This window comes from Acidovorax sp. SUPP3334 (assembly GCF_030159055.1).
GTDB lineage: Bacteria > Pseudomonadota > Gammaproteobacteria > Burkholderiales > Burkholderiaceae_C > Paracidovorax.
Genome location: NZ_BQXQ01000004.1, coordinates 75,013 through 88,559, shown reverse-complemented (window position 1 = coordinate 88,559; position 13,547 = coordinate 75,013). Strand labels below are relative to the sequence as shown.

The window sequence follows — 13,547 nt, the reverse complement described above, 5'->3', positions numbered from 1 at the left end:
TGCCGCCACGTGCGGCATGCGCGCGGTGCCAGACGACTGCAGGGAAACCTGTGGGCCCTCAGGCACTGCGGCGCGGCCACAGGCTCGCCACCGAGCCCAGCGCGATGCGGCCGAACCCAGGCGCCGTGCGCAACGCGAAGCGTGCGCACTGGCCGAGCAATCCCAGTCCGCTGAGCCGGCCGCTTCGGATGTCCCGCCACAATAGCTGTGCCATCAGGCGGGAAAGATCCATGCCCAGATACAGCGCGGCAAGGACCAGGCATGCCGCGCGCTGCCCGTACCCCACACCCAGCGCACGCCCCACATCGCCCGCGACATGGCGGTGCCCGATCTCTTCCTGGCAGTGCCAGCGCCAAAGCCGCGCTTCGCGCCCATCGCCCTGCAGCCAGGCCGCGCCCTTCAGCACCTGCGCCGACAGCAGCGCCGTCAGGTGCTCGAAAGCCTCGGCCAGCGCAAGGCGGGTACACAGCGGCAAGCTGGCCAGCTCCTGAACGGCCGACGCCACCCGGCCCTCCAGCGCGGCCACAGGCACCCCCGATTGCGCCAAGCGTTCGTTGTAGCGCCGGTGCGCGCGCTGATGCGAGGTTTCTTCCCGGACAAAGCGCAACGCCTCATCGCGCAAGGACTGCGCCGATGCGCCGGACCAATCGCCGGCCTGGATCGCATCGGTGACGGCATCGATCACGAACGCTTCGCCGGAAGGCAGCAGCAGCGACAAGGCATCGAAGAATCGCGTACGGAACAAGTCACCGTTCCACGGTGCGGTGCCGACTGATTGCACCGTCATAACAAGGCCCCGGCCCAGTTCGCGGCCCGGCGCAGCAGCGTGAACGGCACCACCCGCCACAGGGGCCAGGCGCCGGCCAGCGGGATGCGCCCGCGCAGCAGCACCCCATGGTCCAGCGAGTCGAAATGCGGAAAGTAATCAGGCCGCACCCCCACGATTTCACGAAAACCCTTGCGGTGGTAATAGCGCAGCTGTGCATCCACGGGCAATCCGCTGCGGCGCGAATGCACATAGGCATGCGCATCGGGCGCGCGGCCCTCCTGCAATGCTCGGCGCAAACCGGGCACGGGGGACCCCAGGTAGATGTCCTGCCACCCTTGACGAAGTGCATGCGGCCAGAAGAAACGGATCAATTGGCAGGCGGCCTGGGGATCGACACTGGTGAGGCTGATGCCGAAAAGGCTGCGGGTGTGCGGCGCGCGCAAGGACTGCGCGGCACAGTCCTGCCAGGATCGCGAAGCCGCCACGGCATCGCGGCACACGGGCTTCATGAAGAGCGAAGCGAGCGCTTGTCCGGTCTGCGGGCAGAAAGCGCCGACGCACAGGTCAGGATGGGCGAGGATTCGATCCCGCAGCGCGCTTTCATCGGCAGCCTGCTCGGCGGTCCACTGCCGCGCTTCCAGTTGCATCAATTGCGGGATGTCCTCAAGGCCAAGGAAGCGCGCTTGCGGCAGTGAGGCACCACGCGCTGCGCCAAGAGCCGCGGCCCCGGCGTTATTGCGCCGCGCCGTCCAGGAACCCACCAGCGCGCTGCGCCGAATCTGCAGATCGAAAGACATGAGGGCCGATGATGTGCAGGCTGTGTGAAACGCTGATGACAACCGCGCGGGGCTTCAGCGCTGCGCCCCTCGCTTGGCAAGCGATCGCTTCGCATGGGGACCGTGTCAGCGCAAGGCCGTTGCCTACCCTGGGGCATCCCGTCAACCGCGAGAACGCCATGAACAGCCTCACCCTGAAAAGCCCCTCGACAGCACTGCGCCCGGTAGCGGGCGGCCTATTCGCCTGGCTCGGCGCCATGGCCTCGAACACGTACCGCCTGCGACGGGCACCGGACCTCCACCCAGGTACCAAAGCGCCCACGCACCCTGCACGCCAGGCAGCAGCCCGCCATGCGGAGCAGCCAGTGCGCGATCTGTCCGAAGGCATGGATGGGGCGCCTGTGGTGCGTGACACGCAGGGCTTGCTGAACATCTGCGAAGACGGCCTTTTCCCTGGATTGCGCAAGATCGTGCTGCGCGGCGAGTTCAGCGATGCCGATCTGCAGCACCTGCCCGGCTCGCTGCAGGAATTGGAACTGCTGCATTGCAAAGGCATCACGTCCAACGGACTGGCCCAGCTATGCCAGCTGGACCTGATATCGCTCACGGCGCGCCATCTGCACATCGACGCAGCGGGAGCTGCGATCCTTGCGGGGCACCCGACCCTGAAGCGCCTGGACCTCAGCCACAACCCGATCGGCAACGAAGGCGCCCGGGCGCTGGCCTGGCACCCCGGCCTGCGATCACTCAGCCTGAATGACTGCAGCATCGGCGACGCCGGCGCGGCGGCTTTGGCAGCCAGCCAGCATCTGCAGGCGCTGGAGTTGCGCAGCAACCCTGCGCTGGGGGTGACAGGCATCCGCGCATTGGCCCACAACAGTTCCTTGCAAGCGTTGGACTTGAGCGACAACCGCCTGCGAGACGAGGCGGTTGCTCCATTGGGCGGCAACCGCAGCCTGACGCAGCTGTCCCTGGGCGGAAACCTCATCGGAGAGGATGGCGCCCGCAGCCTTGCCGCCCATGCGCGGCTGGAGTCACTGAACCTGCAACGCAACCGGCTGGGCGACAAAGGGGCAGGGGCTTTAGCGCGCATGCCCCGGCTGCACACCCTGATCGCCTCGGGCAACGGCATCGGTACGGCAGGGGCGCAGGCGTTGGCCCAACATGGCACGCTGGCCTCGCTAGACCTTCGCCACAACCCGATCGGCGATGCCGGCGCACAGGCTCTGGCCGAAGCGCCAGCGCTGGCCAGCCTGGACCTGGGCAGTTGCCAGGTCGGCAACGCGGGCGCTTGCGCGCTGGCCCGCTCGCGCACGCTCAGCCGCCTGGTGTTGCGCAACGACATGGCGGGCAACGTGCAGATCACGGAAGCAGGAGCGCGGGCGCTGGCAGCCAGCCCGGCCCTGACGGAAATCGACCTCGAAGGCCACCAGATCGGCTCGGGCGGCGCACGAGCACTGGCTGCCAACCTTCGTCTGCAAAAACTCAATCTGGCGCGCAACCGGATCGGCGAGTCCGGTGCGCATGCATTGGCGGGCAACCGCACGCTCGCATCCTTGGACCTGTGGAGCAATCCGTTCTCCGAGCGGGGAAATCGTGCCTACGCACAAACCCATCGGGCCTTGCAAGCCGCACTGGGCTGAGAAGACCACCCGACACCCTCCCGCACTGCTGCAGTGGCGCGGAGGGGGCAGGAAAGACCAACTGCTTCGGTCATCGATGCAGACCGAGGCACTCTGCTGAGGCAGCCTCGATCTCGCTCCCAGCACTCATTCAGCCTTCAGTTTCGTCCAGCTTTCCAGATGGGCATCGTGGTTCAGGGCCCGTATGGCCTGATCGACCCGCGCCTGAATTTCCGCGACATCGGGTTGCTCGCTGCCAGCGCTGGCCGCCCCCTCTCGGAGCAGCGTCTGCGCGATCTTCAAATCATGCGCAGAAGGCTCCGCTCGGGAACCAAGCCCAGCCAATACATCAAAAGCCGTGCTCAGATAGAGCGCCTCATCATTGCCTGCCATCGGAATTCCATCCCTCAGCCGGGCGGCGTCGATGGCCAGCTGCGTTTGCAGACTGAGGGCCTGGTTTTGCAAACGCACCCGCTTGTTGTCGCGCCAGGCGTCCAGCGAATCGCTCAGATTGTGAGACGTGCCGCCGAGATACTCCTTGCAGGCCTGCCAGACGAAATCATTGGAAGAACTCTGTCCCGCCTGCTGAAGCATGTAGCCCTGCGACCGCAAGGATTCGCCCGATAGCGCGGAATTGGAGCCACCCCGCCCCAGCTGCCCGACCAAGGATCCGATGCCCGTCGAGGCAACGCTTGCCATCACATTGGAGGCAACCGAGCGACCCACATCGCTCAGCCGGGCTCTCACGTCGTCCCCGCTGGGCAACAGCGATCCGCTGGTGCGCCAGGGCCCGATCCAGAAGTGCTGCGTCAGATCCAATGTTTCCTTGGCGACCTCCAACCCGTAGTTGCCCAAACCAGAAATGTCGGAGAGCCCGGCTGCGGGCATTTCGGGATGCGGGAGGCTGGTCGCGAACACATTCGCCTTGTGCGCTCCGCCCACCAGATCGTCCAGATGGGTGTAGGCCGCAGACTTGCCCAATCCCAGTGCCAGTTTGGTTACACCCCCTCCCAACCCGGACGCCCAGAGCGAATGGGAAAACACCAGGGCGGGGTTGGTGAACGCATGGATGGGCATCACGTGACGGCGCAGTACGTTGAAGCCTGCGGTCATGAGCGGCTGGGCCAAGACGCCCCACTGCTTGCCATCCAGCGCCGACTGCAGCGATGCCACGGATTTGCGGCGCAGTTCCACCTGGGCCTTGAGCTCGTTCATCGTCGGCAGGTCGAGCCTGCCACCGAGCGCGCCGGCCGTAGCCGGCTTCCAGAACTGCTTTTCTCCATTGACCACACGCAATTGCACAGGACAGGGATCTGGAACCAGCACCTTGGGATCGATGGCCTTGAACTGCGGGAAATTGGCCAGCGCCGCACGCCGGTCCATCGCCGACAGCAAGGTGGTGTCGATCATGTGCGCGGTCAGCCCGCCGATTCCGCCGCCGGCGAGCGCGGGGTCGTATTGATTGCTCAGTTCCCCGATATTGACCGACTGCCCTGCCGCATTGAGGCCGGAGCGGGGCCCGATGGCGGTGGCCATGGCGTTGGTCGCGGGCGAGCGAGCCATCGAACTCAGCAGTTGACGGGCAAAGTCGTACCCTGCGGGCAACGCTGCGTCACCGATCTTGATCGAGTAGCCCCCGACGCCCGCAGCTTCCTGGGCGTCGGCCCTGTCGGCGGCCCATTGGCGGTATTGCGCCGCCATGTCTCGCTGCTCGGCGGTATCGTCCAGTAAAGGCATGTCATCCAATGCCGCCATGACCCTCCCTCCCGCGGTCGGCGGCACGGGCTGATCGAGAGCGAGGGCGTCGTTGGATACGGCAGCTTCAGAGGCTGCCGTATCGATGATGACCTCCTGCATGCGCACTACCGTCTCGACAGTTTCCGTCGGCCCCGTCTGCGGTGTCGGCAGCGGCCGCGCAGTCTGGTGATCGGAGGCGGCATCCAGGGCAATGCCCACGACCGTCCCGACCCCCTGCGCCACGAGGCGCCCGCCCGATTGCACGGTCTGAGCGATGGCGGTCAACCAGCCTTGCGGCGCTACGGTGTCGTGTCCCACGCTGGTGCCTTCGGTGAAAGGCATGTCGATGGCCACGTCGCCTGCCGACGATGCAACCGCGTGGCTGGCCGAACCTGTCGCCTCAAACCCCATGCCACGGTTGGGCAAAGGCGTGCGGCGCAACGGGCCATAGGGTTCGGAAGAGGCAGGCGAGTTGCGTGGAGTCAGGCGATCGTGGTCGGTCCGATGGGATCGGGAGACGTTGATCGAGCGCTGGGACGAAGCCTCGTCGGCGCCGGACTGGACAGGGGCCGTCCGGACGCTTCGGGCGCTGGCATTCAGTGGGTCCATGGGAAATATCCTTGGGTTCCGGAGTTCGTGAATGGGGAATACAGAGACAGGGAGGACCCATGCTAGGCCGTCCCAGAAGCCGGTGCGGCTTCTTCCAGCAGTGCCTGCAGCACGCTGACGGCCAGGCGGTTGAGCATGTCCATCGAGGTCGCCGCGTCTTGCGGGGATTCGATCCACGACAGCGAGCTGAGCTGCAGCAACCCTTCGGCGGAAGCGCCAAGGTACCCGCCGAACTCTTTCAGGATGGCGGCCTGCAAGGTGAGCAGTTTCAGCACCTCAGCACCGGCAAGCTCCTGCGCAGCGATCGGCAAAAGCACTTCAGGAAGGACTCCCGCATGCTCGGCATGAAGATGGAACCGGCAGGCCAGGCCGGCAGGTCCTTTGACGACCTGAGGCGCCACCATAGAAAACCGGTCAACCACGGGCACGCCGATGTGCACCGCCAACTGCGAAAGAAAATCGACTTGAGCGCGCGTGGCCGTCTCGGGCAGCGGATTCGAGGGGATGGCGTTCATGGAAAGCTCCAAGAAGGGTTGAGAAGCGGAAACCGGCTGGGGCGGCCGCTACGAAACACATGTATCGCAAGGCACCCGTACGGGAGGAAGCCGGTGCTTCGACGCAAAAAAATGGCTGCGGCAGCCATCGCATGAGCGACCGGCGGAACAGGCATGCGCCTGACTGCGGTGGTCGCTGCATTGCATCGGCGGCACGCAGCCATGAAAGCCAAGGAAAGCCGCCGGCAAAAAGCGCGGCGGGCTTTCCAGCCGCTATGCATCAGCCCGTGAACTCCTTCGTGCCACGGCTCTTGGCACCTTCCACTTGCACGGAGGCGGGCGCCAGCACATCGTTCGGAGCATCAGGAATGATGTTGTTGGACAGCTTGATGTTCGCCTGCGTCGCGTCGGTGCGCACCACGGCTTCCTTGACGTTGTTGATCGTCGAGTTGGAGATCGAAATGTCGATCGGGAAGTCCTTTCCACCGTTGGTGCGAACCAGCTTGCTGGTGCCATCGAAGAAGGAGTTGTCGATGGAGAAAGAGCCGCCATGGTTGAGCTGGAACGTCTTGTCGGTAGCATTCGCCGCGCCGCCGTTCTTGAACACCACGTTGCCTTCGCCCTTCATGGTCATGAAGTCTTCGCCCACGTCGCGGCCGAACACCCCGTCGAGCGTGGCATCGCCCTTGGTGTGAATGCCATCGGCACCGGAGATCTGCACGTTCTTGAGCGTTGCACCCGGCTCCAGGATGAACACGGGCTTCTGGTTCTCGCTCTGGCCGCCGTCTCCCAACGCAGGGCCGGCCTTGTAATGCACGTTCTTGCCGTCGAACACTTCGCCCGCCTTGACGACGATGGGTTCATTGACGGTCTTCTCTCCGCTGGCAGGCGGAATGCAGGTGACCTTGCCGCCAGAGCCCGATCCGGTCGTTGGCGTGGTTTCCGGAGGCTTTGAGCCAGTGGAAGGTTCCGTCGTGGAAGGCTTTTCGGTCGGAGGCTTTCCGGCACCACCATCGCCAGACGGCTTCGTGCCGCCGCCGCCCGTGGAAGGCTGGGTTCCACCGCCGCCGCCGCCCGTGGAAGGCTGGGTTCCACCGCCGCCGCCGCCCGTGGAAGGCTGGGTTCCACCGCCACCGCCACCCGTGGAAGGCTGGGTTCCACCGCCACCCCCACCCGTGGAAGGCTGCGTTCCACCGCCACCGCCACCCGTGGAAGGCTGCGTTCCACCGCCACCGCCACCGCCACCCGTGGAAGGCTGCGTTCCACCGCCGCCACTTCCAGAACCACCTTCGGACTCTTCGGGCTTCTTGCCGGTCAGGAGTTCGATCAGTTTTTGCAGCAGTTCCATCAACTGCTGGGTCACGTCTTGTGGGCCCTCATTTTTCTGCCCTCCCTTGGTGAGCTTTTCCAGCGCGCTGCTGTCGCCATTCATGAGGGATTCGACCAGTTGCTTGAGCAGGTCACCGATCGAACCCTGGCCTTGTGCCGAGCCATTGGCCCCGCCTGCTTCACCGGTTTCTCCGGTTTCGCCCGTCTCGCCACTGCCTTCGGCACCGCCAGCTTCCGTCGAACCGCCAGCGCCTTCGCTGCCGCCGGAGCCACCGGTATTGCCGGAACCGCCCGTCTTGCCACCTTGCAGCATTTCCAGGATCTGCGTGAACACTTGAAGCAGTTGTTGAATCGGAGACTGGGCATCGCCGCCTTGTGCGCCGTTCGCACCGCCCGTCTCGCCTGCTCCGCCTGCTCCATTTTTTTTGCCCAGATCTTCGACCGCACCCGATCCGCCCTGCAACAAGGCTTCGATGAATTGCTTGGCCAGATCGCCGACGCCGGTGGCGCCCGAATTGCCGCAGCCACCACCGGTCTTGCCCGTGCCGCCAGAGGCGTCGGACGACATTTTTTCCAGCAACTGGCGCAGATAGGCCTCGCCCAGTTGCTCCATCAGATTGCCACCGCTACCACCTTCCTTGCCCATCTGATCGAGCGTGCTGTTGCCGCCACCGCCGAGCTTGTCGGCGATGCCGCTGGCCAAACCGTTGGCCGAATTCTTGTTCGAGCTCTGCTCCATGGCCTTGGCCATTTGCTGAAGCAACTCACCAAACTGTTGGATGAGCCCGGCGATTCCCTGGCTGTTGCGGGTACCGGAGCCTTTGCCTGCACCTTCCGCACCTTCCGCACCGCCTGCACCGCCTTTGCCCGACGCGCCTTCCGTGCCGCCGGGCTTGTTATCGCCTTCCTTGTCCGTGGCCTTCATGACCTGCTGCAGCATCATCAGGACCACCAACTGAAGCAGGCTGTCCTGCAGTTGCTGGGACGAGTTTTGAGACTGACCGGACTGCAAGTCCTGGGGTTGGATCCGGGTAGCGCTGGTTTGAAAATTGACTGACATGCTGACTCCTTAAGGCACAGGGTGATGAAAAGTGACTACCCACCGCACGGTGGCTCAGACACGGGAAAAGCGGCGGACGGCTCCACCGGATTGAAGGAAATGGCTGGGAAAGAAATGAAGAAACCCACGATCCAATGTGGTGGCGACCGAATGGACACATAGTGGGAAACCCCTGCGCCGCGGCGAGCGCAGATCAGGCACTGCGCGCGGGGCGCCACCGGGGGCGGCGTGCGTGGCGGCGGCTCGGCATGCCGTCGCTGGGCCAGCGCCTGCCCCAGGCTGGCGGCCAGCGCCAGACCGGGAGAGCGCCGGCGCAGGGGCAAGGAAAACGCCAAGCATTCAGCCATGGGGCACCGCCAGTGACGGCGCCAGCGAAGGAGGGGCAAGCGAGGGAGACAACAGGCGCTTGATGCGCTCGGCCACCGGGCGCAATGTCAGCTGCGGCCGGACCTGCTGGAAAAACACGCCCACCAGTAGCACGAGGAGCAGCATGGTCGTTGCGCCCTTGATGGGCTGCGCCAGGCTGTTGGGCTCCAGCTTTTCAGCAGCCTTTCCCAGCAGGCCGATGCCCAGGTCGATCAGCATCAGGATCACGATCACCGGGCCGGCGATCTTGAGCACGGTTTCGGCGTAGTTGGTGACCTCCGTCGGCAGGAAGCGCTCCATCAGGACGGGCCAGTTGGGCATGAGGCCGGTCAAAGGCCACCATTCGTAGGAATCGAAAAGCAGTCCGACGAAGACCAGCATGCCCCCCAGCATGTAAAAGCCGACGATGGCCAGTTGGGACAGCAGATTGCCTACCGGCGTACTTTGCTGACCGCTGAGCGGATTGGTCTGCTGGATGTTGTTGTAGCCGGCCTGGTTGTCGATCAGCATCCCGACGCTCTCGGCCACCCAGAACACGGTGCCGACCGCAAAGCCGATCAGCATTCCGATCAGCCCCTCCTTCACCACCAGCACCACCATCTCCAGGATCGTCACGGACTTCAGCATTTCAGCGGGCTGGCCCCAGGCCACGAATGCACCCAGCACGATCACCAGTCCACTGCGGGTGCGCCCATAAAGCAGCGTGTCGTTGGTGGCGGGCATCACGAGCATGGCGACATAGATGCGCGCCGTGGACATGGCCAGCACCGCGATGAGGCCCTTGATGTCCAGGGCGAACTGGAAAAGGTTCAGCCCCTGCTGAAATGAGGAATCCATCTCAGGCCTTTGCGCCGCCAGCGAGTTGCAAACGGCTGCGCGCCGCTGCGCGGGTGCCGGCCAGCATTCGGGCGACGGCTGTTTCTTCTGCCTCTTCGTCTTGGGCATCTTCCTGGGCGCGCTCGGCATCCTGGATGGCTTTTTCAAGACGGAGTTCAGTGCCTTCCAGTTGCTGGGTCGCCCGCCGCAGCGCGAACTCGCGTTCGGCCACGCGCTGGAGGGCGGCCTCCACCTGCTCTGCGGCACGCCGGGTTTTTTTCGCGGCGTCGGTGGTTTGCCCTTCGGCCTCCTTCACCAGCATTTGCAGCGTGACCACCTCCTGCGCATGAAAGCCCTGTGGTCGCGTGGTGGTCGCGCCCAGCCGGTCGCGCACAGCCTGCTCGGCCTGCTGCACTTGCTGCTCCTCGGACACGGCAGCTTCGTGCGCAGCCTGGTCGCTGTCGCGCTGCCGGGCACTTTCCTGCAATGCTGCCTCGCCCTGCTCGACACGCCGCTTCTTCAGGCGCACGAGGATGCGCAACCCCTTGATAGTGCTCATGGATCCTCTCCAGTGGCCGAACGACATCGAACGGCTATCTGGAGGCAAGACTAGAAGTGCTCGGCCCTTCGCCACAGTCCATGGCCGAAGGCAATCACGGCCAAGCGAACGTTGGCACGCAACAGAAGGTTCGACCGCCGCCGCATTCGCCTGCAAGGGCAAGCACTTCGCATTGCCCGCACGGCAGCGCTTGTACAGAACTAGATTGCGTGGACCCTATCGCATCCCGCGACCACCGAGCCCACCATGTCAGAAAAAACGGAAGAAGCCACCGACAAGAAGCTCATGGACGCCCGCAAGAAGGGCGAGGTTCCCAAGAGCCAGGACTTGGTGGCCGCAGCCATTCTGATCGCTTCGCTCCTCGTCTTGATGGGCGCCGGACCCATGCTCTACGACCACGTCGCGAAGGTGGTGAAGACCGCCGTGCACCAGGGCATTCAGGCAAAAGACACCCAGCAGGTGATGGCCCTGATTTCATCCATGGTGCTGGACGGAGCGATTGCGGCTTTTTCCCTGGTGGCCGTGTCGGTGCTGGTCGCCGTCATCGCGATGATGGCCCAGGTCGGCGTCATCATCTCGTTCGAAGCCATCCAGCCGAAATTCGAGAAACTGAATCCTGCCGAGGGTCTCAAGAAACTGATCAACTTGCGCTCGCTCGTCGAGCTTGCCAAATCGATCATCAAGGCGGTGGCGCTGGGTGCCGTGATCTGGCAGATCGTTCTCAGCCTCGTGCCCCTGATCGTGGGCTCGGCCTATCTGTCGGTCGATGGCGCGGGGCAGGTGGCATGGAGCTCCATGCTGCGGCTGGTGGGCTTTTCCTGCCTCGTGTTCCTGATCATCGGCCCGGTGGACTTCGGCATGCAGCGGTGGCTGTTCATGCGCGATCAGCGAATGAGCAAGGACGACATCAAGCGCGAGCGCAAGGACAGCGATGGCGACCCCCACGTCAAGGGCCAGCAGAGAGCATTGCGCGACGAGCTGGCCAACAGTCCGCCACAAGAACGCGTTCCGGGTGCAACGGTGGTGGTCACGAATCCCACGCACTACGCGGTGGCGCTGTTCTACGAAGAAGGCGTGACGCCACTGCCCATCATCGTGGCCAAAGGCATGGACGATCAGGCTGCGATGATCCGCGGCCTGGCGACCGCCAACCGCGTGCCGATCATCGCCAACCCGCCTTTGGCACGGGCACTTCACCGCCTGCCGCTCAACCAGCCTGTCTCCGAGGACTTGCTCGAAGCCGTTGCCGTGGTGCTGCGCTGGGTGGCGGACCTCGATCAGCTCAGCAGCAACGCGGCTTGGTCTCCCCCTTCCGCCTGACCAGACTCTCACCTCCAGGAACATTCCATGACCAAACGCTTCGACTCCACCCTGGTCAACGACGTCACGATGGCGGGCTTTCTCGTCGGCGTGATCGCACTGATGATCCTGCCGCTGCCCACGATGCTGATCGACGCATTGCTGGCCATCAATCTCACGGTGAGCATCCTGCTGCTGATGACGGTTCTGTTCATTCCGGATGCGCTGTCTCTCTCGACCTTTCCTTCTCTGCTGCTGTTCACCACGCTGTTTCGGCTGGCATTGAACATCGCTTCCACCAAAGCCATCTTGCTGCACGCAGACGCCGGCCATCTGATCGAAAGCTTCGGGCAACTCGTGGTGGGGGGCAATCTGGTGGTGGGGATCGTGGTGTTCCTGGTGATCACCATCGTGCAATTCATCGTGATCGCCAAAGGGTCGGAGCGCGTCGCGGAAGTCGGAGCCCGCTTCACGCTGGACGCCCTGCCCGGCAAGCAGATGAGCATCGATGCAGACCTGCGTGCCGGCCTGCTGACACCGGACGAGGCCAAGCGAAAACGGGCGCATCTGGGCATGGAAAGCATGTTGCACGGCGGCATGGACGGAGCCATGAAGTTCGTGAAAGGCGACGCCATCGCCGGGCTGATCATCACGATGGTGAACATTCTCGCCGGGGTCGTCGTGGGGATCATGTACCACAACATGACCGCCGGTGAAGCCGCTAACCGCTTCGCGGTGCTGTCCATCGGCGACGCGATGGTGTCGCAGATTCCTGCGCTTTTCATCTGTATGGCAGCCGGTGTCCTGACCACCCGCGTGACGGACGAGCACAAGACCAAGCCGACCTCCCTCGGCGAGGACATGACGGAGCAGCTGACCCGCAATCCACGCTCGATGTACCTGGCGGCCGCCCTCACCGTGGGCTTCGGCTTCATTCCAGGCTTTCCCTTGATTCCGTTCGCGCTGCTGGCGGCGGGGCTGGTGTTCGGGGGCCATTTCCTGACCAAGAAGCGCCTGCGGCTCGCAGGCAATTCGCTGTCCAAACCGATTGCAGCGCTGATGCGCGAAGGTGCGAAAGGCGACGCACCTTCCATCCAGCAAAAGGCGCCGGAGTTTGCCAAGCCGCTGTCTATCCGCATGTCGGAAGCGCTGGGAAAGCTGATCGACGCCGAGCGGCTCAACGCGGCATTGAACAAGGAGCGAGAAGGCTTGCAATCACGGCTGGGCCTGCCGTTTCCGGGTGCCGCGATGTGGGTGACCTCCGATCTGTCCGGCCTGCGCTACGAGGTGCTGATCAACGACGTGCCTGTCGCGCAACCGGAGTTGCCGGGCCGCATGCTGCTGCTTCTGGACCCGCAATCGCCGCTGGCCGCCTCGGCGCAGAGCCATGGTCCCGCGCTGGGAAACGCGGCTTCACTCTGGATCGCGCCCGAAGCCGTGCCCGCTGCCCAGCGAGAGGGCGTGTGCATCGATGTGGAACAGGTGATCGCCCGTGAGGTCATGGGCATGCTGCAGCGGCATGCCCACCTCTTCATGGGGGTGCAGGAAGTGCAGTGGGTCATGGAGCGCAGCACGCCGGAGTATCCGGGTCTCGTGGCGGAAGTACAGAAGATCATGCCCCTGCAGCGCATGGCCGAAGTGCTGCGAAGGCTGCTGGAAGAGCAGGTTCCGATCCGCAACATCCGCAGCATCTTCGAGAGCCTGATCGTCTGGGGTCCGAAAGAGAAAGACCTGTTGCTGCTCACCGAATACGTGCGATCCGACCTGGGCCGCTATCTCGCCCACGAAGCCACGAGCGGCCAGCGGCACCTGTCGGCCATCCTGCTGGATCCGGACATCGAGCAGGCCATCCGCGGCTGCATCAAGCCGACGCCGGCCGGCAACTACCTCGCCATGTCGCCCGACGATGCACGCGATCTGACCGAACGCATTGCAGCGGTTGCCGACAACGCCAGGCAGCCCGGCGTGGCGCTGGTGACCTCCATGGACATTCGCCGCTACGTGAAGAAGATGATTGAAAGCCGCCTGGACTGGCTGCGCGTCTACTCGTTCCAGGAACTGGGGACCCAGGTGGAATTGCGGCCCATCGGCCGGGTTTCCTGAGGCACGCG

10 protein-coding genes are annotated in these 13,547 nt (G+C 64.3%); 3 read left to right on the top strand and 7 right to left on the bottom strand.

Annotated features, from left to right (window positions below; translation table 11 throughout):
• Positions 1-58 precede the first annotated feature (58 nt).
• Together AVHM3334_RS03075 and AVHM3334_RS03070 are read right to left on the bottom strand one after the other, a co-directional pair.
• Positions 59-745 (bottom strand): metal-dependent hydrolase, encoded by a 687-nt coding sequence (locus tag AVHM3334_RS03075; protein WP_284409542.1) that lies wholly within the window; start codon positions 743-745, stop codon positions 59-61.
• A 38-nt stretch (positions 746-783) separates the two neighbouring features.
• Entirely contained in the window at positions 784-1,416 is a 633-nt protein-coding gene (locus tag AVHM3334_RS03070; protein ID WP_502869842.1) for a hypothetical protein, read from the bottom strand.
• A 308-nt stretch (positions 1,417-1,724) separates the two neighbouring features.
• Here AVHM3334_RS03070 and AVHM3334_RS03065 point away from each other — a divergent pair, with 308 nt between their 5' ends.
• Positions 1,725-3,188 carry a leucine-rich repeat domain-containing protein gene (locus tag AVHM3334_RS03065; protein WP_284409538.1) on the top strand — a complete coding sequence of 488 codons (1,464 nt, stop codon included), beginning with the start codon at positions 1,725-1,727 and terminating at the stop codon, positions 3,186-3,188.
• Between the two features lie 126 nt (positions 3,189-3,314).
• Here AVHM3334_RS03065 and xopF2 read toward each other — a convergent pair whose 3' ends face one another.
• The 5 genes from xopF2 to AVHM3334_RS03040 all read right to left on the bottom strand — a co-directional run bounded on the left by xopF2 (position 3,315) and on the right by AVHM3334_RS03040 (position 10,137).
• The gene (gene xopF2, locus AVHM3334_RS03060; RefSeq protein WP_284409535.1) at positions 3,315-5,513 is read right to left on the bottom strand and encodes a type III secretion system effector XopF2; all 2,199 of its coding nucleotides are present in this window, start codon (positions 5,511-5,513) and stop codon (positions 3,315-3,317) included.
• Between the two features lie 62 nt (positions 5,514-5,575).
• Positions 5,576-6,028, bottom strand: a complete 453-nt coding sequence (locus AVHM3334_RS03055; protein WP_284409534.1) for a hypothetical protein — start codon at positions 6,026-6,028, stop codon at positions 5,576-5,578.
• A gap of 259 nt (positions 6,029-6,287) precedes the next feature.
• Complete coding sequence (locus AVHM3334_RS03050) at positions 6,288-8,396, bottom strand: pectate lyase (protein ID WP_284409533.1); 2,109 nt, start codon at positions 8,394-8,396, stop codon at positions 6,288-6,290.
• Between the two features lie 339 nt (positions 8,397-8,735).
• A complete protein-coding gene (gene sctT / locus AVHM3334_RS03045; protein WP_284409531.1) occupies positions 8,736-9,599 on the bottom strand; it encodes a type III secretion system export apparatus subunit SctT in 864 nt (287 codons plus the stop codon).
• A gap of 1 nt (position 9,600) precedes the next feature.
• Entirely contained in the window at positions 9,601-10,137 is a 537-nt protein-coding gene (locus tag AVHM3334_RS03040; RefSeq protein ID WP_284409529.1) for a type III secretion protein, read from the bottom strand.
• Positions 10,138-10,383: 246 nt separating this feature from the next.
• Between AVHM3334_RS03040 and sctU the strand changes: the two genes are divergently transcribed.
• Both sctU and sctV read left to right on the top strand, forming a co-directional pair.
• Positions 10,384-11,457, top strand: coding sequence for a type III secretion system export apparatus subunit SctU (gene sctU / locus AVHM3334_RS03035; RefSeq protein WP_284409527.1), 1,074 nt, complete (start codon positions 10,384-10,386; stop codon positions 11,455-11,457).
• Between the two features lie 27 nt (positions 11,458-11,484).
• The gene (gene sctV / locus AVHM3334_RS03030; protein ID WP_284409525.1) at positions 11,485-13,539 is read left to right on the top strand and encodes a type III secretion system export apparatus subunit SctV; all 2,055 of its coding nucleotides are present in this window, start codon (positions 11,485-11,487) and stop codon (positions 13,537-13,539) included.
• Positions 13,540-13,547 lie beyond the last annotated feature (8 nt).